Genomic DNA, 20,626 nt, shown 5'->3' with positions numbered 1-20,626 from the left:
GTATTACTCCTTTAAAGTAAGAAACCCGATCTTAAACAGGCCCCATAGCAATGCCAGTGAAAAAATTCCCAGCCCGATGGAGGCCATAAAGCCCACATTGTAGGCAGATTCAAAATAGAATCTGCCTATCAAGGTAAGGGTTCCGTAAATACTAATGAAAAGTATGGATATATTTTTGTTGAGTCTCATGATCCGTCAATTAATGGTTCTGGGCCTCTCCTGCACCCCTGGGGAACCTTATATGGTCTACAAGTTCCTGCACCTCCTGAGGTGGAGCCTTGGTCAGGCTGCTAACGGTAATGGATACAGCAAAATTTACCAGCATACCTATGGTACCAAAACCTTCAGGAGATACGCCAAACCACCAGTCGGCAGACGTGGTGTCACCGAACAGGTTAAATTTAAAGATCAGCATGTACAATAGGGTAATTCCCAATCCGGAGATCATACCTGCAATGGCGCCTTCCTTGTTCATCCGCTGATAGAATATGCCAAGGATAATGGCCGGGAAGAAGGAAGCTGCCGCCAACCCAAATGCCAGCGCCACCACCGCTGCCACAAAGCCCGGGGGATTGATACCGAAATAGCCGGCAATAACCACTGCCACCACGGCAGAACCACGTGCTACCCACAGCTCGTTCGAATCCGAGATGTCCGGTGCAAATTGTTTCTTTATCAGGTCATGAGAGACGGAAGTCGATATTACCAGCAGCAAGCCCGCTGCAGTTGATAAGGCTGCTGCCAGTCCTCCGGCTGCTACCAGAGCCACCACCCAGTTGGGCAGGTTGGCTATTTCAGGGTTAGCCAGTACCATAATGTCTCTGTCTATTACAAGCTCGTTTTTCTCAGCATCAGCCACATACTGTATTACACCATCCTCATTCTTATCTGTAAAAGTCAGCAGGCCGGTCTTTTCCCAGTTACTAAACCAACCTGGCATAGAAGCATATTTTTCATTGCTTACGGTCTGGATCAGGTTAGTGCGGGCAAAGGCTGCCACTGCAGGTGCTGTAGTGTATAAAATAGCAATAAATACTAATGCATACCCTGCCGAGATTCTTGCGTCACTCACTTTAGGCACGGTAAAGAATCTCACAATTACATGAGGCAGCCCTGCAGTACCTACCATAAGGGCAAATGTTATAAAAAAAACATCTATCAGAGCTTTGCTTCCATCAGTGTAAGCTGCAAATCCGAGTTCCTCATGCAGACCGTTCAATTTGTCAAGCAAGTAGGTTTCACTGCCATTGATGGTACCTCCAAAACCCAATTGTGGTATAGGGTTATTGGTAAGCTGGATGGAAATAAAGATAGCCGGCACCATAAAGGCAAAGATGAGAATGACGTATTGTGCTACCTGAGTATAAGTAATGCCCTTCATCCCGCCCAGCACGGCATATATGAACACGATGAACATACCAATATAAACACCGTTATTAATATCAACCTCAAGGAAGCGGCTAAACACAACACCAACTCCTCTCATTTGTCCGGCTACATAGGTAAATGAAACGAAGAGTGCGCACACTACTGCCACTGTTCTGGCTGTATTGGAATAATACCGGTCACCTATAAAATCAGGTACGGTAAATTTTCCGAACTTCCTTAAATACGGGGCCAGCAACAAGGCCAGGAGCACGTAGCCTCCCGTCCAGCCCATGAGGTAAACGGCTCCATCATAACCGGCAAAGGAAATAATACCTGCCATAGATATAAATGAGGCCGCCGACATCCAGTCTGCTGCTGTAGCCATACCATTAGCCAATGGAGGTACACCGCCACCGGCAACGTAAAAATCTTTGGTAGAACCGGCCCTTGACCAGATTGCTATTCCAATGTAAATCGCGAAGGTTGTCCCCACGATAATATATGTCCAGGTTTGTACATCCATGATTATTATTCTTTTTCGTCTACATCAAACTTTTTATCCAGTTTGTTCATCAGCGATACATACACAAATATCAAGATGACAAACACATAAATGGAGCCTTGCTGGGCAAACCAGAAGCCAAGAGGAAAGCCGCCAATCCTGATACTGTTTAATGCATCGGCGAATAAAATTCCTGCCCCGTAGGAAACTAAAAACCAGATAATTAGCAGCACCACAAGGTAAAGAAGGTTGCGCTGCCAATACGCTTTCATTTTTTCTTTGTTCATAGGTTTAAATTTTAGAGGAAAATATGAGTTTGGAGCACGAGGCCATTTATCCGGTCCGGCTCGGCTCCGGTATAATTTGATAATGTAGAACTATATTCAAGAGTGATTTTGGCGCTATGACCATTGAGGAAAAAATTAGCTCCCAGCTGGAAAGTATTCCCTGCCTCTTCGAAAGCTTCAAAATCACGAGTACTATAGGCCAAATAAGGCATTAATCTGAATTTTTCCGAAAATTCCGGAAAAAGATAGCCTGCATGAGCATATACCGATGACCCGGTACCATAGGTAGTACCGAGATTATAATTTTCACCATAATCAAAATTGTAATAGGCGGCATAGGCATTGATAGCACCTTCTCCAAGAGGAGCATCGTAAAATGCATCGACCGAAAAGTGCGTTACATCATTACCAGAGAGGTTACCTGACGCATCGGCAGTTACGGTACCATCGGTGTGGTTGAAAAATCCCGCCCCTATATTGAAGACGGTTTTCTTACCCAGATAAGAGCCTACACGGTAGGGAAGCTTGTTAGACTCCTGGTCGAGAAACTGATAGTCAAAATAACCAGTGACGATCATGCCGGCATCTTTACCCAGCAGCTGCCTTCCCGAATAGGTGATGGTGTTAGGTGCAGGCTCTGTTGTAGACCCCAGGGCATTTACAATAGGCTCATTGACGGCTACGGAATAGTTTAATGCGCCAAACCGGCCTTTTGCATAAACTCCCAGGTGCCGTGCAAACTGATCGGAAAGACCAAGCTGAGCCCAGGCCTGACGATAGTTGTCCAGAGTCATAAAGTTTAGCGTACTCGCACTGGTAAGTCTGCTCAGTCCGTTCCAGTAGTGCAGGCCTGCTCCCACATACAGCGATTCGTTTGTGGAAACTTTAAATTCCGTCCAGGCACCATGCAAAAATAGTTGTGGTCCGTCACTGGCCCGTGAGTCACCGATGGGGTCAGCATTGCTTCCGGTAAGCGAGTTAAGCCCAAAATGGGTCAGAATAAGAAATCTTGGAGAAATTTGTGCATAGGCCAGGAAACGTGATCTCCTTATTCTCATGGTAAAACCCTGACTGTCATCATCAAGGTTTCCATCTTCGGCCCATATCTGATGCCAGGTGATGAACCTGATGTACTTTTGACCACTCTCATCCAGCTTAAGCGTCATGGGTTTATAGGAGTGGTCTGTTTCATTTTTCTCTTCTTCCTGAGCATATGCTATTACTGGTAAGAGTAAGGATAATAGCATCCACCAGAAGGTTAGGTCATTAATCTTCTTCATAGGGTGAAATTTTAGTTTCGTTTTTAGTAAGGGTTAAAGACGGCCGTCTAAAATTTCATTGAAGATTAATTTTGGAATTTTTACGGGTAAAACTGTAAAAAGGAATATAGTTTTGGTAACTACTATAGTTAATCTTTAAAACGCTCCCATTTAATAAGCATAAATTTATCTCCAAGCTCTGTAATTAACATGCCAGAACCTCCTATATTAGACGGTTTGGAGATAAATTCCTGTAGTTCCTGATGGTTAAGTATCTGGTAGGCAGGCCTATAGTCATAGCGTTCCGGAGCCTTGATATTATACTTTCTGACCCAATTCATTACAGAGACGTGGCTGACCCCAAGCAACCTCTCTATCTCTCTGAGACTGACCCCTTCCAGGTACAACTGCAATGCCTTGATGACATAGTAATCGTCAATTTTCTTCCCTAATTTATTGATAGTAAAGTAGTAAGAGCATTTTTTACAATGGAAGCGCTGGCGGTTATTTACCACACCACTTTTGATGATCTTTTGCGATCCACATTTGGGACATTGCGGGATATGCATAACTATATCAAGTTAGCATAAATATATTTATTTAGCAAGAAATTAAGTTTTTGCCAGAATCGTCTTCAAAAGTAAACGGTGTAATGATAAACTATAAAAAGCGAATGGCCTCAGTCCCAGGATGTCCTGAACCAACTTTATTTCGGATTTGACAAGCTAAATACTTCCCCCAATTAAACCTCTGCCCCGTATTGTACTTCCTTTGTGAGGGACATCTGCCCTGAACTTTAAAAGGCCCTGATGATCAGTTAACAGTAAATGGTGATCTGGTTTATACAATCTCACCGGAGCTTGATTCCGTGCAACCTTCTGATCCAGATTATTTGTTAAAGACTTCAGAAAACAGAACTACTGACCTCGTTTTATATTAATCACCAGCCTTAAATACCTTTAGCCGTTTACATAATTTGCTTTGTCACTTACTTGATTTTGATGTAAATAGTCATAGTCAAAACTCAAAAAACAACACGCAATGTTTAAAAATTATTTTCTCACGGCTTTGCGCTCTCTGCGCAAGAGCAAAGTATTTACATTTATTAATGTTATCGGATTGGCCATAGGTATGGCTTGTTGCCTGGTCATTTTCATCTATGTGAAAAATGAGCTGAGCTACGATGATTTCCATTCCAAATCAGACAGGATATTCAGGTTTTATACCATTGACGAAGCCCTTGGGGTTACCAGCAACAATGTCGGGATCACCGAACCGGTAATGCCTGCCGCAGCCAAAAAGGAGATACCAGAGATTGAAAACACGACCCGTATTCTTACTCAGGGCAGGCTTCGTGTGGAAGTGGGAGATGATTTCGTCTACACGGAAGATGCTAAATCCGTAGAATCATCATTCTTTGAAATATTTGATTATAAGCTTTTAGACCCCGCTGCCGCAGAAGCATTTAAAGAACCAAGAAAAGCCATCCTTACGCAGGCTATGTCGAAGAAGATATTTGGTGATGAGGCGGCTTTGGGCAAGGTACTCCAAATCAATGACCAGGACTGGGAGGTGGTCGGTCTTATGGAAGATAACAGGCAAAACAGCCATTTGAAGCTGGATTTGCTGCTCTCACTCTATCCTTCACTGGCCGACAGCAGCCTCGCGCAGTACCTCGATTCATGGCAAGGCCTGGGTATGGTTGGTTATGCGGTACTCAATGACGCTTCTTCCGAAGAAACAGTTGAAGCCAAACTAAAAGACCTGGCACTGAAAAATGATGCACCGGAGTTTTGGGTTCCCCAACTACAGCCGCTGGAAGATGTTCACCTTGACTCCTCGGGCATTTTGTTTGATGGCTACAACGAGGCCAAAGGAGATATCACCTATGTTTATTCATTATCCGCAGTGGCCTTTTTCGTACTGCTTATAGCGGCATTTAACTTTATGAACCTGGCTACAGCTCAGTCGTCTTCCCGCGCAAAAGAAGTTGGTGTACGAAAGGTACTTGGGGCTTTCAGGTACAATCTTATCTGGCAGCACCTGGGCGAGTCTTTGCTCATCTGCTCAATGGCCGCAGTATTGGCCGTTTTGCTTGTGCTACTGTTGGCCCCGTATATTGACCTGAACATTAACACGAGCCTCACAGACTTTATTTTCGGCAGACCCGATGTTTATCTGACCATAGCAGGAGCTACTTTAGCCATTGGCATTTTGGCCGGCCTCTACCCCGCTTTTGTGCTTTCGAAATTTGAGCCCGTGAAAATCTTGAGAGGGCGGTTTCAAACCAGCAGGAGTGGCATTCTTTTAAGAAAAGTGCTGGTTGTAGCACAGTTTGCAGCTTCCATTACCATGATCATAGGCACCTTATTGATCTACCAGCAATTACAATTTATTAAAAACAAGAGCCTGGGATTTGACAAAGAGCAAATTGTCAATTTTCAGATGAATGACCCCGGCATGGAGCAGAGTATGCCTGCGTTCAGGGAGCGGTTAATGCAGTTCGATAATGTGGAGGCGGTAAGCACGTCATCCAATATGCCCGGCAGAACTTTCGGGCGTACTGGCATTACTCCCGAAGGCGCTGCTGATGATGAGCAAAACTGGATAGTAAGTGCCCTTTCGTTTGACGAGCATTACCTTAATGTAATGGGAATGTCGGTAGTAGAAGGACGTAATTATTCCCCGGAGTCAGGCACTGACCAGCAGGAAGCCATTATCGTCAACGAAGCATTGATAGAGCAGATTGGCTGGGAAGACCCAATAGGTAAAAAGCTTAGGTTTGGCAATAATTCGGAAAGAACCATCATAGGAGTGGTCAAAAACTTTCATTTTGCTTCTATGAAACATAGCATAGAGCCGCTGATCATGTTTTATAACCCCAATGCCAATAGCAACCTCTCTGTTAGGATCAAGGGTGATGTGAGGGAAGCTATGAATACCATTGAGAAAGAATGGAGTACTACTTATGCCCAGTACCCTTTTGAGTATCAGTTCTTTGATGAAGAATTTGATAACCTCTTCAAGAATGATGAAAACTTCTCCGAGTTAATTACCGGCTTTACCTGGCTGGCTATTTTTATTGCCTGTCTGGGGCTCTTTGGCCTTTCTGCATACATGGCAGAGCAACGCACAAAAGAAATCGGGGTACGAAAAGTGATGGGATCAAGCATTTCCCAGATCGTGCAGTTGCTTTCCAAAGAATTTGTACTGCTGATCATTCTTGCTATGGTAGTAGCCTGGCCCGTGGCCTTCTTCGCCATCAAAAGCTGGCTGGGTGATTTTCAGTACAGGATCGACCTGTTTGCCTTTGAGAATATAGCCATTTTCCTGCTTTCAGGAGCCATTGCCCTGGGTATAGGCCTGCTTACGGTGAGCTACCAATCTATAGTGGCCGCCATGGTAAACCCGGTGAAATCACTGAGGAGCGAGTAGGAGAAATTACTATACGGATGATTATTTTGATGCTGCCTCGGTGGGCAGCATCATTATTTTTTATTTATATCACAATGCCTTCTCAAGTAGCAGGATACAGCAAATACGCACTTTTTTGGTTGATACATTTAATCGCTGCTTACAGAGCTAAATTGCGGCTTTACTAAACTTTGAAAGTTTGGTAAAGCTTTACTGGTCGGTAACAATGGCTGAGGGTAATAGCCTTAAAACAAAGGTTGATACCTTTCTGAGCATTGCCTCTCCCGGTAATGGTCGCCTGCCATAATTAAAGATTGTACCTCCGAATGCCGTAGAGTCCTCTGAGAGAGACTCTACTGGGAAGTATTTGGTTGATAAATTTAATGATAGTGTACAGAGCTAAATTGCGGCTTTACTAAACTTTGAAAGTTTGGTAAAGCTTTACTGGTCGGTAACAATGGCTGAGGGTAATGGCCTTAAAACAAAGGTTGATACCTTTCTGAGCATTGCCTCTCCCGGTAATGGTCGCCTGCCATAATTAAAGATTATACCTCCGAATGCCGTAGAGTCCTCTGAGAGAGACTCTACTGGGAAGTATTTGGTTGATAAATTTAATGATAGTGTACAGAGCTAAATTGCGGCTTTACTAAACTTTGAAAGTTTGGTAAAGCTTTACTGGTCGGTAACAACGGCTGAAGGTAATGGCCTTAAAGCTGAGGTTGATACCTTTCTGAGCATCGCCTCTCCCGGTAATGGTCGCCTGCCATAATTAAAGATTGTACCTCCGAATGCCGTAGAGTCCTCTGAGAGAGACTCTACTGGGAAGTATTTGGTTGATAAATTTAATGATAGTGTACAGAGCTAAATTGCGGCTTTACTAAACTTTGAAAGTTTGGTAAAGCTTTACTGGTCGGTAACAATGGCTGAAGGTAATGGCCTTAAAGCTGAGGTTGATACCTTTCTGAGCATTGCCTCTCCCGGTAATGGTCGCCTGCCATAATTAAAGATTATACCTCCGAATGCCGTAGAGTCCTCTGAGAGAGACTCCACTGGGAAGTAGATCTTTTCCTACCTTGATAAAGGAGATTATCTCTTTAAATTGATCTACCTGTTCTCCGTTTATCGCTTTAAACTCCCCTATAATCCCCTCAAGGGGATAGTAGTGTTGTAGAAACATTCAAAATTCTAATTCTTTACAAACCCGTTCACCATTCACTGGTTCACCACCTACCAAACGCTTCCGTCTTCCGGCTCCAGACTCCTGACTCCGGTCTTCCGACTTCGGTCTTCCGTCTTCCAACCGATCACCAACAACTAAATCACACTCCACGTCTCCACAGGCTCAAACCGGCCTTTGATATGGACAGCCTTGAAATCAGGAAGTACATCGGGTTTGGAGGTGAGGTTTTCATACACTTCGCGGGAAACCAGAAGCTGCACGCCAAACTCTTTGGTGAGCTGCTCTATTCTTGCGGCGGTGATAACCGGGTTACCGGTAATGGAATATTGCTTACGGCGGGCGTTGCCCACATTGCCAACTACCACATCTCCGGCATGTAAACCAATGCCTACCCTGATGGGAGGAAGGATGTTTTGAGCAGCGCGGCTTTCCAGTTCATTGATAATGCTTTTGGCCGACTCAAAGGCATTGTCGCAGTCATGTTCAGTAGAAACGGGTGCGCCGAATGTGGCCATGAAACCATCCCCGAGCAACTGGTTGATCACGCCATTATGCCGCTCTATGATATCAATCATGAACCCGAAGACATCATTTTGGAATTGGATGATCTCTTCCGGAGTCTTGTTCTCCACAAACGGAGTAAAATTTCTGATGTCCAGGAACATAACGCAGACAAACCGCTTGTCGATCCTGTCGTTTTCTGCCGTGGTGATCAGTGCATTGGCCACCGCTCCGGATACCTGCTGTCCCAGGAGGTTGCGGATATTCTTTTCGGCTTCGGAAAGCTGGTTTTGGGTGGTTTCCAGGTCATGGTAAGCACTTTGAAGGCGTCTGTGGTTGCGGCGTTTCATATTGTACATCAGCCAGAGCGCAATGGCCAATGCAGCCAATAGTGAGGCACCGATGATCAGCATATTGCGAAACTCTGCCTCCTGCTCCATGGCAGCCTCGTTTTCAGAAAGCCTCATGCGCTGGATCTCTTTTTCCTGTTGCAGCAGCTTTATTTCCCGTTCCTTGTTCTCATTATAGTTGATCTGCTCCAGCAGGGCCAGCTCCTTTTCCTGTTGCTGTTTTTCATAAGCCCGTTGCAAGGCCACATACTCCTTATAGTACTCCAACGACTTTTTAAAATCCTTCTGAGCTTCCATTTGATCAGCCAGACGTTTGAATTTATCCTGCGGAAGTTCGGGGGAAGCGAAGTGGGTAATGTTCGTTTTTTTATCCAGGGCAGAAGGAGAGAGCTTGGATACTTCCTTTTCGATGGTCTCCAGTTGGGCGATGCGTTTCTTGTTCATCATCACCTGCAGCGTATCCTCTTTGATGCCTGCCTGGTCATTGATCTTTTCGTAATAGTTGATAGCCGTTTGGTACTGGCCACTTTTTTCATAGAGAGAGGCCACATGGTTCATGTAAAAGTAAACCTCTTCACTGTCACCCTGGTCTTTGTACAGGTTGATGGCCTTTTCATATTGCTCAATAGCTTTGATGAAGTTCTCGTTTTTTTCATGGTAACGGGCCAGTTTGAGTGTAGTGGAAAGGCCCATGTTTTCCGTGACGGATGACACCTTGCCACTAAGGTCCATATTGTCCAGGCTCTTTTTAAGAAAGACACCTACCGCTGAGCGTTCGGCTGTTTTATCCTCAAGTTCTTCCAGATAAATCAGCGTTTGCCCCGCTTTTTCGTTGTCTATCAGGTCAATATCTGACAGCACTTTGTCTAAGTATTCCCTGGCTTTGGCGTATTGCTCCCGTTTAAAATAAGCCCGTCCCAGGTAGTAGTATGAGACCGGCTTCAGGTAAAGTTCGTCTTTGGTTATGAGCCTGTTGTTGCTATGAATGATGTTTTCGGCCAGATCACTGGCCTCCCTCGCATACTTAAGCTCCTTTTTATCATTTGTGTTGTGCAGTTGCTCTATTAGCAGGTGCAAAGTGATCAGTTTTTCCTTTCCATATTGGCCTGATAATACCGATTCCAGCGAGTCCCTTTGAGCGAAAAGGGATAATGATAAGGTAAGGCAGATCAGGGTAAGGATGGCTTTCATGTAAGAGACTTTTTACGAGGAAAAGGCCTGTTTAGTTCTGAGGAAAGTATTTTATCTCACCGAATGATCAATTCGCGAATCGCGAATTGACATTAAAACTTTTGACCATATTCCATATTCCGATAGGGAATAATATCAAAACCAGCAGTGATCAGATGACTCCAAAGCCATCCGATCACTTCCCTTATCGCTTAAGCTTCGCCATTGCCCTCACCGGGAAGGTGCCCACTCCTTTAAACTTTGGAGGAATGGCGCTAAAGGTAAAACCATCATCCGGCAACAACTCCAGGTTGCAAAGGTGTTCTACGATCAGGATTTCTGCACCCAACAGAGCGGTATGAACAGGTCGGCTTTTGCCGCGGGTATCATCAATGTTGAGAGAGTCGATACCAACGAGTTTTACATTACAGCTTACCAGGTATTCAGCGGCTTCCTGGGTGAGGTAGGGGTTGTATTCGTAGTAGCTTTCGGTATTCCAGTGCTTGTCCCAGCCGGTGTGAATGAGCACGGCCCGGTTTCTCACCTCATAGTTTTGCAGGTGCTCCCGGGTTATGGCTTTTGACTTGTCGTGCGGCACCCTGATTACTATGCCATCAAGGTCAGTGAAGGCTTCTAATGATACTTCCGAAAGATCTTTGCCGTGTTCGTAGCGGTGAAAAGGACAGTCAATGTACGTGCCGGTGTTTGAGACCATTTCTATTTTACCGATCTGGAATTCCGTGCCTTCTTCATAGATATCTTTGGATGCCTCCCGGCTGAGGTAGTCGCAGATAACCGGGGCGGGAAGGCCTTTGTAAGTCACTAACCCGTCTTCGATGGTATGGCTGAGGTCGATGAGTAGCGGCTTGCCTGTGTTTTGGTCGATGGGTTTTCTTTTGTGAGGTTCGGTGATGATCTCCTTGTTGAGTATGCGGGTTTCACCCACCATAAGCAGGCGCATATCTTCGATGATATAATCTGCCAGTTCCTTGTCACTGATATCATTGCCAGCAATATCCAGCCTGAAATCTTCGCCTTTGATGCTGCCGCCATTGGTGAAGAAAAATTCAAAATCAAATTTTACTCTTTTGTCCATCGTTTTTTGGTTTAAAGTAAAGCTGTGTGAAGCAATATAGTCATTGATCTATGTTAATCTATGCCAGCTTCCCTGACCTGATCCGGCTCAAGGATTCGGCTTGAATACCCAGGAAAGAAGCAATGTGATACCCGGCAATGCGATCCTCTACTTGTGGGTATTGATCGATCAGGTTCAGGTACCTTTCCCTGGCGGAAAGCTGTAGAAACTCACTTTCGCGCCGGCATTTTTTGATGAATTCCTGTTCGAAAATATGTTTGCCCAAAGCATACCAGCAAGGGTTGGTTTTGCAATACCCTTCCAGCAGCGTTTTGGGAATAACTGTAACCATGGCCGGCTCTAACGCCTGGATGTTGAGCGAAGTTGGGGTCTCCAGCAAAAAGCTTGTAAAAGCCCCTGCAAAGCTGTTTTCAAAGAAGAACTCTGTATTCATCTCCCGATCCTCAACCTCCAGAAACGTACGGAAGATCCCTTCATTTACAAAATAGATATTCGGGCACCTATCGCCCGCTTTGATCAGAAAATCGGATTTAGCCACCTGCGTGACCGACAGACTTTTAACGAAAGCATCGATCTCAGCCGTGTTGCCAACGATGTTTTGCAGGGCTTCCTTTAATTGCCAGTTCAGTTCACTTTGGGTCATGGTCAAATGTACTTTACTTGCGTAAGAATATCGCAGTTTACAGTAGCATCAGTAATAATATTAATGCGCTAACACATCAGCTTAAGCACTAAGAGTAGACTCTGTTTACGAGTGTGACCATTAAACTGACTTGCTGCTATTAGGTATTTTTACTCAATTTTATAGGTAAAAATACCTAACGGCTGATAATGGTAAAGCTCCATTCCGCACCATCAACCCTGTTTTCTACTTCCACCCCTCACATGAGCCTCAAAATGTTATCTGCCCATTCACTATTTTGAACAAACTGCCAAAGTGCAGATGGTGCAAAATTTTCGGATTGATGGTCTTTCGGAAAGTAATTTGTGCTGTTGGGAAAGTTTATTGGGGTGGGGGTAGTGGAGGTGGTTTATTTGTTTTTGAATGTTTTAAAGTTTTGTGTAAATGGAAGTTACGTGGTAATTAGGGGTTTTAAACATGCGTGCAGTGCGGGTATATCCTATAGATGACGGTGTTTTTGGTTGTTATAGGCAATGATAAAAATCGCCACCATAATCTGATAATGCAATGATTACAAAGTTAAAGTCAATAAATAACCTTGCGGTTTTTCAAAACTTCAGTTGGGACACAAATATTCGAGACGAGGGTTTTATTTAAACCCATAAATATTCTTTACGGACGTAATTATTCTGGCAAAACGACTTTATCAAGAATCGTCAGGGCATTAGAAACAGGTATTATTTCCGAGAAATATGAAAATCCTCAATTTGAAGTTTGCATTAAAGGCTTAGCAGATGCAACACAGGATAATTTAGCAACGTACGGCAAGAAAATCAGGGTATTTAACGAGGATTTTGTAAAAGAGAATCTTCGATTTATTGTTAATTCAGATGATAGTATTACCCCATTTGCAATAATTGGAGGAAATGCAACTATTGAAAGTGAAATTCACAAACTTAGGGATGACTTAGGGAATAATGAAGATGGTGAGGAAAGTGGATTTTATCTTGAACTAAAAAATGCTGCTTCAATAGCAAGTACAGCGCTACAAACTTATCATGCTGAAAACAATCAATTAGAACAGCAACTAACTTCTAAAGCACTGGATAGAAGCACAGGTATAAAATACAGGTCAGAGAGGTTTGGTGACCAAAACTACACAAAAGCAAAACTTACGATTGATATAGAATCTGTTTTAAAAGGCTCATTTCAACCTCTTACAGATGATGAAGTGACAATAAAATCTAACTTACTGTATGAAAGAGCGAATCCTGATATTAGAGCAATTGCTAAACCGAATTTAGATTTATATACCATAAATACAAAGGCTAAAGTCTTAGTCACCAAATCAATTAGTAGCTCTAACAAAATTGAACAACTTCTAAAAGATGCAATTTTAAATCGTTGGGTTAAAGAAGGTCGAGCATTACACAAAGATAAGCTTGAACAATGTTCTTTTTGTGGTAATGATATATCAGAAGAGAGGTGGAAAGAACTTGAAAGTCATTTTGATGAAGAATCTGAGAAACTGGAAAAGGATATTGAAGTGTTGATTGCTGAAATAGTAACTATAAAACATAACGTTGATACTCAATTACAGTTTAATAAAGATACTTTTTATTCAAAGTTTCATTCAGACTTAGAAAGGCTTATTGTCCTAAGAAACAACATTTCTGATAGAATAAAATCCGAATTAAATCGAATTATGAAGGCCTTAGAAAGCAGAAAAAATGACCTTCTTAATCCAAACCCATATATTGACATAATTGATAATAGCAAACGTCTTGAGTGGTGTTGGATAATTTTTGAAAGTTTTAGAACTCAAGCGAATGATTATAGCAATTCATTAGAAAATGAACAAAGTGAAGCAAAAAAATTATTGAGATTACGAGAAGTAAGCGACTTTGTTAAAATAATACAATTCACAAATGTGAAGGCAAGAATTCAAGACTTAAAAGAGACTTCCGATAAAGAAAGTCGAAATAAACAAGCAATAGAACAAAAGATCCATCAACAGATTGCACAAATCGAAGATAAAGAACGCTTAATGAATGACGAAGAAAAAGGAGCACTAAAAGTAAATGAATACCTAAACAACTTCTTTGGTCACGACTTTCTAACTTTACAAGCGTTAGAAGAAGCCGATAAAAAAATACGATTTGAAATTGTTAGAGACGGGAAAAAAGCCCATCATTTAAGTGAAGGGGAATGCAGTTTAATAGCATTTTGCTATTTTATGGCTAAACTAGAAGACGTTGAAACAAAAGGCAGTAAACCAATTATTTGGATTGACGATCCAATTTCAAGTTTAGATAGTAATCATATTTTTTTTGTTTATAGTCTTATCAATGCTGAAATTATAGCAAAGGAAGAATTCGAACAAATTTTTATTTCTACACACAATCTTGATTTTCTAAAATACTTGAAGCGATTACCGAGTGCGTTAAATAAAAATAAATCAGCATACTTTTTAATTTCAAGAGAAAATGAAAATAGTATAATACGTATTATGCCTCGATATTTAAAAGAGTATGTTACTGAATTTAATTTTCTATTTCATCAAATTCATTTATGTGCAACAGCTGATGCAGATGATGAAAGGCGACACAATTTGTTCTATAATTTTGCCAACAACACACGGAAATTTTTAGAAGCGTTTCTTTATTATAAATACCCAAATGCTACAGACCAAATTGAAAAGCTGACAAAATTTTTTGGAGACAATAGACAGGCTTCAGCAATGACTGACAGAATAAATAATGAATTTTCTCATTTAGAAGGACTATTTGAAAGAAGCATGACACCAATTGACATACCTGAAATGAAAAAAACAGCTAAGTTTATATTAGATAAAATAAAAGATAAAGACAACGAACAATATGAAGCATTACTTTTGAGCATAGGTGTTGAAATTGAGACAGAACAAGAATAAGCAACACCCATAATAGCACCTTTCCCTGATACGCTACGGGCCCAGCATATACTAGAGCGTCCGCTCAAGTATTCGACAATGTGTTGACCTCTGTTAAATGGAGCACTGCTAAAAAACAGCCCTCCCTAAATTTTATGACTCTAGCTCAATCCGGTCAAAGACTTCCCACAAGATTTTTAAATCAAAAAGAGCAGACTTTTCTTCCCCATTGAAAGGTATATCAGAATGGTAGAGTGCCAGATCATGGATCAATCGCAAAGATTTTGAGAACTCTGAAACACCATGAAACATGATGTAATCCAGAAATTCAGCCTGAGAGGGCAATAGAGACTTTTGAATTTTTGATACTTGTCGGGCATCAACCGCTGTGTCTGCCGAATTACCTTTCAGGTCAGTTGGATAAATCACTTTTGCTTTGTAGGGTATAAAAGCTCCCTGACATCAACATTCAGTACGGCGGCAATTTTGATAAGGGTTTCAAGGGAAGGTTGCATGTCATTGGTGCACCAGCGAGAAACAGTCGTTCTGTTTTTCTTAACTTTTTCAGCCAGCCATTTGTTGGTCCTGTCTTGCTCAGCCAAGACTACTCGTATTCTATTGATTTGCTTTTTAGAGGTCATTTGAATCGTATTACTATATTTTAATAGCGATACAGTCAAATTTAGTTCATTTCAATGTTGTTGATAATTCATATAATTAAGCTATATTTGAATCGTATTACACAACTTATGATTCGTATTAAATTGCATTAATACTAAAATACGTATTGAATAATTAATTTAATTTTTTTGAAATGGACAGAAAATATTCTCAGGAGGAGGTAAATCAGCTTCTTTCTTTACAGCTTGATAACCTGAATGCTATGCACAATTTACTGGGTTTAATAAAGCATCAAAACGAACTCCTAATTCAGGTAATTTCCAGATTGAATCAATTGGATAGTTAAAAGATATCTTTGTTAGTGTAGCATTATATATTCTTGAGTGTTTGCTTCCTTGGCTGTAGCCTTTGTTATTAGGAAGTTGTAAACGGGCAACTCTCTGGTTTTGAAGAGCCAGAAATTGACGTTGTCTTATTAGGTTCTGTATCTATGATAAGGGGACCGCTTCCTCCCCGAAAGCTTTCGGGGCATGCTGTGGCTCGTCGCGGTGACGATCGTAGGTACAGCCTGCCTTGAAAGCTTTCCAAGGGACAAAGTGGTCTCCCTATTACCCTAGTCTATTGTCTATTATACAGACACCATAGATCGATCCATTTTCCTGCAGGCCTATCGTTTTGGACATGAGATCCCAATAAAAAGTATTGTGCTATGCCCTGAATAATGTTTAACTGGCCCTTATCATTCTTATCATACCGCTGAGCTTTTACGCTACACTCTATAGGCATCAGGCTTTACCTCCAAAAAAGTAATATTGAAGATTTGCCCCGGCTGAAGGCAGCGTGTGCTACTTATTCTTGTTTTTGTTTTCAAAAGTAAAGCCCGGCATCACCCGGGCTTTTAACTCCAATGTCAGTCAGAGTGCAACAACAAATTATGAATTTATCTTCGTCAGAAACTTGCCTTTACCTCAAGGGAATATAGCCTGCCAATGAACGGTGAGGCAGTGAACTCTCTGAATTCCGCATCAAAAAGGTTAGTTACCTGTCCGGAGACTGTAAACACTTTGTTGATCCTGTAACCGAGGCCGAGGTCTACATTGACAAAACCTCCCAGCGGGCCATAATTCCAGGTGTCGGCGCTTCGGGCATTTTCCTTTATCGGCACACCGCGGTACACGAGGTCCTGGGTTTTGGCAGCGATCTGGAAGCTGGAGAAATAGTCGTACTCCTGTACCCAGCGGGTAAATAAGGTGCCAAACCACTTTTCTGAGCTGTAGTTAAAACCAATGCTGGCTTTGTTTTTTGGCGTATTGACCAGCACATCAAGCTTATTTACTTCACCATCTTTATTGAAATCGTTTGCAGCCAAATCATCTTTATCAACACTGTAATCGAAGTAAGAATAGTTAACTGTAGCGCTTAATTGATCAGTAATGGCATAGGTAAGGCCGAGGTCGGCGCCGTAGGTATTTACTTTTCCGAAATTCACGTAAGTGGCTACCAAACCACCATACACGCCATAGCCACTTTGTACCTGGCTTATCGGCATGCCACCCCTTTCGGTAGCCACGCCCACAACCGTTACAGGGCTGAGGAAATCCTCGGAAATGTTGTAGTATGCATTGACGTCGATAAACAATTTTTTAGGAGCGAGCTGGCCTTTGTAGCCCAGTTCAAAAGTCTGGATCTTCTCTACTTTCTGCTTCTCTACCGTGGTGCCATCGGCCAGCGTAAAGCCTTCTGCATTGCCCAGTATCAAACCGCTAAAAAGGTCGCCGTACATATTGAGTATGGTAGGTGCGGCAATACCCTGGCCGTAAGTCAGGCGCCATGAGCCCAAAGTGCCTGTCCTTACGATTCCCGCTTTAGGGATGAAGTTAAACCCATAAATTTCATGGTTGTCGCCCCGGAAGGCAACCACCGTTTTTAAGGTTCCTCCAAATTTTTTCTCCACCTGACCGTAAAAGCCAATCTGGTCAACCTGGATGTAGTCATCCTCATTTTGATCGAGGAGGTAAGTGCCTTCGCTGTTGGCCAGGTCGCGCTGCCATTGGCTGCCTGCCACAATTTCGAACTCGCCAAAGGTGTTGTTATATTGCAGTTCGGCATTATAGCGCTGAGAATCATCGATAAACAATGCCCCGGTGGAGTAGGAGTGCTCTCCTCTTGCCTCTGCATCGGAAAGCCCGGCATCGAGACCTGAATAATAGGCTTTGGTCCGGTCATCGATGGAGTAGGTGTCCTGCGTTTTACTGGTGCTCATGTATGCCTGGGCAAACCACCTTGGCGAGGTATAGCGCAGGTGGAACTGGTTGATCTTCCAGTCTATGATCTGGTTGCGGCCCACATTGGTAGGGGCAAGGTAAGTGCTGTTGCTTCCGCTGTAGCTGAGTATGAGGTCAGCGTCTTCTTTTACGCTGTAGTACAAGGCGGCTTCTCCTCTCAAAAAGCTGAAATCATTGTCCAGCTCCAGCTCTTCGTAACCTTCCTTGACACCGTCCGGGCCGGGATTACCGTTGGCATCCAGCCTGTCGATGTAGACAGAATCCACGAAGTCAAACTCCTCACCACGGGTATATTCGCCAGTTATTTTAAAAGCAAATTTATCGTTGATCACCTGGGCATGCCTGGCCCTGGAGGTGAACATGCTCTGGTTCCCGGCCCCGAGCGCTATGGTTGTGCCTTCCGATGTTCTGGGGTCTTTGGTGATGGTGTGTACCAGTCCGTTGTGGGCATTGGGGCCATAGAGTGCAGCGTTGGGACCAAGGATTACCTCTACACGCTCTACGTCTTCTTTCACCTGCGTAGTTAGTGGCCCGAAAGGCAGGCCTGTAGCTACCAGGGTGGCATAGCGGCCATCGTTGAGTTGCAGGTTTTTAGCATTGAAGTTGCTGTTAAAGCCGCGAATATTGACCCCGGTGCCTACTACCCCGGAGCGGATGAAGTCAACACCTTTTACCCTGGCAAGTAGCTCGCCGGGGTTAAACGAGGGCAGTTCTTCAATTTGCTTTGAGGTGATAAGCTCTACAGTAGCTGGGGATTCGGTGATTTTTTCTGCCCGCCGGGTGCCGGAGATCACTATCTGGTTGTTGAGCATGAGGAGTGACTGGCTTAAAGTGATCTTACCAATATCTGTCATGCCGCTGCCCACTTCTACCTGTTGCTCGTAGTTCTCATAGCCGATGTATGAGATCTGCAGGGTATAAGTTTGAGGTGAAAGGTTGCTGATCGTAAAAGAGCCATCTACATCAGTAGTAGCGCCTGTGGTAGTGCCTTCGATAATAATGCTTGCACCGACCAGGGGATCGCCGGTAACATCTGTTATTTTTCCTGTGATACCGCCTTGTTGCGCCAAAGCCGGGAGTACCGCCTGTAAGGTTATGAACGCAATGATCACTAATTTCTTCATAGTTGTAAGGGTTTTTAATGACTTAGTAATTAAACCTAGTCAAATACCTATATCCCTGACATTTTGCATGAAAGATACCATGGGCTGACTTAAAAGGGTTAATGAAGTATAAATATTTTTAACTATTTGATAATCAATTTTTTATATTGTAAAAAAGTACCTTCGACTTTCTTAATCATACAGGTCAATATTTGAATTATCCGAAGAATATTAATTTCCGCATCCAGTAAGTTACAAACCACCGGACAAGATAAAGCCTGACGGGTTCAGGTACAAACAATGGGCTATCCTTCATTTTTCTGATGGGATAATTTGTTTAGAACAGTAATGAGCAGAACGAAATGGCGGCTTTACTAAGCTTCCAGAAGTTTGGTAAACAACCCATCACATCCCCTACCCCGGTGGCTCGTCCCCCGACAGCCACCTTTAAGCTCGTACGATGGCGTCTTACGAGGGCTGGTGTTAAGGTTGTGAAAAAAGGGTAACCAGATGACAGTCAGTTTGATGGTGCCTCAAAAAAAATTTGTGATTTTATTTTATCAATAAGGTGAGGAATGTGATTTTTTAAGTCTTTGAAAAGGTCTTTGACAATGGCGGACTTGTGCCTGTTATTGGAAAATGAATCTACGGTAGAGTTCATAGATTCGATCAGGGATTCATCGCTCATGCGGCCCTCCATATAGCGCGATACATCATAATACCACTTTACTGTGGGCAGGTAGGTAAGCTTGCGTTTGTCGGCCTCGTCCCTTTGAAGGAGCTGGTAGCGTTTGCATACCGTAATTACTTTTTCATACTTCTGCTGCAACATCAGGGCCCGCAGGTAAGCGGTGAAGAAAATGTACCACCTTTTATGGAGCACATGGTCTTTGTTCATACGCAAAAAGCTTTCGGCAAAAGCTTCACTATCTGAAGGTTGACCGTTGAGATTGAGGCACTTCATGTAGAAGGCCACGAAACCAATCTTGCTATGAAAGTTATTGGAGCTCCTCATCTCCGTCATCGACTCCCGCATCAGGTTCAGCGCTTCATCAATCTTGCCCTGGCGTAAGAGTATAGCGCTGAAATTGTTTAAATACTGTAAATGGTCGCTGTTTTTTTGGCGGATGGAGAGGTAGCCATATTCTTCGGCCTGCTGCGACACATCAAACTTAGAGTGCAGCATGAGCCTGTTGGCGTAATAGTTAAATAGTATTCTGCGTGTGTAAAATTTGCCATCCTTCAGCATTTCGTCCAGGTCATCATAGACGGTTTTCAGCTTGTCGAATTCCCGGTAATTAAAATACATGAAAGTGAGGCGGATCACGGCCAGGAAACGGCTGTTGCCATCAAGCTCCTGATTGTAGAATACGGATTTGAGCCAGTCTTCCCAGCAGTTGGATTCCGTGCGGTTAGAGGCGTAGTGGTCGATAATATCTTCCGTGGCCTGGTGCAGCCTTTCATTGATGTCACGGGCTTCTTCATACGCTGCTTTATATTTTTTCACAAATTCATTGACTGCTTTGTGGCTGTCGTAGCTCAGCCGGATCAGCAGAAAATGCCTGAAATTAAGTGCCAGCTCATAGAACTTCATGAAATTGTAAACGGGATGCTCGTAGTTGCTGATCTTTCGAAGTAGCTCTCGTTCTTCTTTCGGAGTGATGGCATCCGTCACTACCTTCCTGTTGATCTCATTGATCCACTCAAAGTCAATGTCCACATCTATAGCCTCAAGCTTTGCCAGAATCCATTTTTTGATGTTTGAGTACTTTCTTTTGTCAATGGAGGGGTCGAAAGGCAGCGCTTTGGTACTGTCGCTACTATTTTCAGCAATCAGTTTTAAGATGGAGAGCTTTTCGGGGTCTTCAAAATTCTGTACTTTCAGCAGGTATGAAGCCTCATGCGGCAGTACGTTTTCGGCAAATTCGGTAAACTTTTTCAGTTTCGGTTTCACGGC

At 43.1% G+C, this 20,626-nt stretch carries 14 protein-coding genes; 2 read left to right on the top strand and 12 right to left on the bottom strand.

All coding sequences use genetic code 11. The annotated features are described in order from the left end of the window. Positions 1-3: 3 nt before the first annotated feature. From LVD17_RS12795 to LVD17_RS12775, 5 genes are all read right to left on the bottom strand, one after another. The gene (locus LVD17_RS12795; protein ID WP_233767304.1) at positions 4-189 is read right to left on the bottom strand and encodes a hypothetical protein; all 186 of its coding nucleotides are present in this window, start codon (positions 187-189) and stop codon (positions 4-6) included. 10 nt (positions 190-199) lie between these two features. Beyond that, a complete protein-coding gene (locus tag LVD17_RS12790) occupies positions 200-1,891 on the bottom strand; it encodes a sodium:solute symporter family protein (RefSeq protein WP_233767302.1) in 1,692 nt (563 codons plus the stop codon). 5 nt (positions 1,892-1,896) lie between these two features. Next, on the bottom strand, positions 1,897-2,157 hold the full coding sequence (locus LVD17_RS12785) for a DUF4212 domain-containing protein (protein ID WP_233767300.1): 261 nt from the start codon (positions 2,155-2,157) through the stop codon (positions 1,897-1,899). Positions 2,158-2,168: 11 nt separating this feature from the next. Further along, positions 2,169-3,437 carry a porin gene (locus LVD17_RS12780; RefSeq protein ID WP_233767299.1) on the bottom strand — a complete coding sequence of 423 codons (1,269 nt, stop codon included), beginning with the start codon at positions 3,435-3,437 and terminating at the stop codon, positions 2,169-2,171. Positions 3,438-3,565: 128 nt separating this feature from the next. After that, entirely contained in the window at positions 3,566-3,985 is a 420-nt protein-coding gene (locus tag LVD17_RS12775) for an IS1/IS1595 family N-terminal zinc-binding domain-containing protein (protein WP_233767297.1), read from the bottom strand. Between the two features lie 472 nt (positions 3,986-4,457). Between LVD17_RS12775 and LVD17_RS12770 the strand changes: the two genes are divergently transcribed. Then, complete coding sequence (locus tag LVD17_RS12770; RefSeq protein WP_233767295.1) at positions 4,458-6,851, top strand: ABC transporter permease; 2,394 nt, start codon at positions 4,458-4,460, stop codon at positions 6,849-6,851. Between the two features lie 1,293 nt (positions 6,852-8,144). On the opposite strand, the gene LVD17_RS12765 is transcribed toward LVD17_RS12770, so the two are convergent. The 3 genes from LVD17_RS12765 to LVD17_RS12755 form a co-directional block, all read right to left on the bottom strand. After that, the gene (locus LVD17_RS12765) at positions 8,145-10,052 is read right to left on the bottom strand and encodes an adenylate/guanylate cyclase domain-containing protein (protein WP_233767294.1); all 1,908 of its coding nucleotides are present in this window, start codon (positions 10,050-10,052) and stop codon (positions 8,145-8,147) included. Positions 10,053-10,236: 184 nt separating this feature from the next. Further along, the gene (locus tag LVD17_RS12760) at positions 10,237-11,127 is read right to left on the bottom strand and encodes a cyclase family protein (protein WP_233767292.1); all 891 of its coding nucleotides are present in this window, start codon (positions 11,125-11,127) and stop codon (positions 10,237-10,239) included. Positions 11,128-11,185: 58 nt separating this feature from the next. Beyond that, positions 11,186-11,770 (bottom strand): Crp/Fnr family transcriptional regulator, encoded by a 585-nt coding sequence (locus LVD17_RS12755; RefSeq protein ID WP_233767290.1) that lies wholly within the window; start codon positions 11,768-11,770, stop codon positions 11,186-11,188. A gap of 577 nt (positions 11,771-12,347) precedes the next feature. On the opposite strand from LVD17_RS12755, the gene LVD17_RS12750 reads away from it, so the two are divergent. Further along, positions 12,348-14,681 carry an AAA family ATPase gene (locus LVD17_RS12750; protein WP_233767288.1) on the top strand — a complete coding sequence of 778 codons (2,334 nt, stop codon included), beginning with the start codon at positions 12,348-12,350 and terminating at the stop codon, positions 14,679-14,681. Positions 14,682-14,813: 132 nt separating this feature from the next. Here LVD17_RS12750 and LVD17_RS12745 read toward each other — a convergent pair whose 3' ends face one another. From LVD17_RS12745 to LVD17_RS12730, 4 genes are all read right to left on the bottom strand, one after another. Continuing rightward, positions 14,814-15,089 (bottom strand): hypothetical protein, encoded by a 276-nt coding sequence (locus LVD17_RS12745; protein ID WP_233767287.1) that lies wholly within the window; start codon positions 15,087-15,089, stop codon positions 14,814-14,816. Further along, positions 15,086-15,301: a helix-turn-helix transcriptional regulator gene (locus tag LVD17_RS12740; RefSeq protein ID WP_155172838.1), complete on the bottom strand. Its 216-nt coding sequence runs from the start codon at positions 15,299-15,301 to the stop codon at positions 15,086-15,088. The genes LVD17_RS12745 and LVD17_RS12740 overlap by 4 nt, the downstream gene beginning before the upstream one ends. A 929-nt stretch (positions 15,302-16,230) precedes the next feature. After that, complete coding sequence (locus LVD17_RS12735) at positions 16,231-18,690, bottom strand: TonB-dependent receptor (protein WP_233767285.1); 2,460 nt, start codon at positions 18,688-18,690, stop codon at positions 16,231-16,233. A 496-nt stretch (positions 18,691-19,186) separates the two neighbouring features. Continuing rightward, on the bottom strand, positions 19,187-20,623 hold the full coding sequence (locus LVD17_RS12730) for a hypothetical protein (protein ID WP_233767283.1): 1,437 nt from the start codon (positions 20,621-20,623) through the stop codon (positions 19,187-19,189). Positions 20,624-20,626 lie beyond the last annotated feature (3 nt).

Source organism: Fulvivirga ulvae (assembly GCF_021389975.1).
Classification (GTDB): Bacteria; Bacteroidota; Bacteroidia; order Cytophagales; family Cyclobacteriaceae; genus Fulvivirga; species Fulvivirga ulvae.
This window is presented reverse-complemented; position numbering and strand designations above follow the sequence as displayed.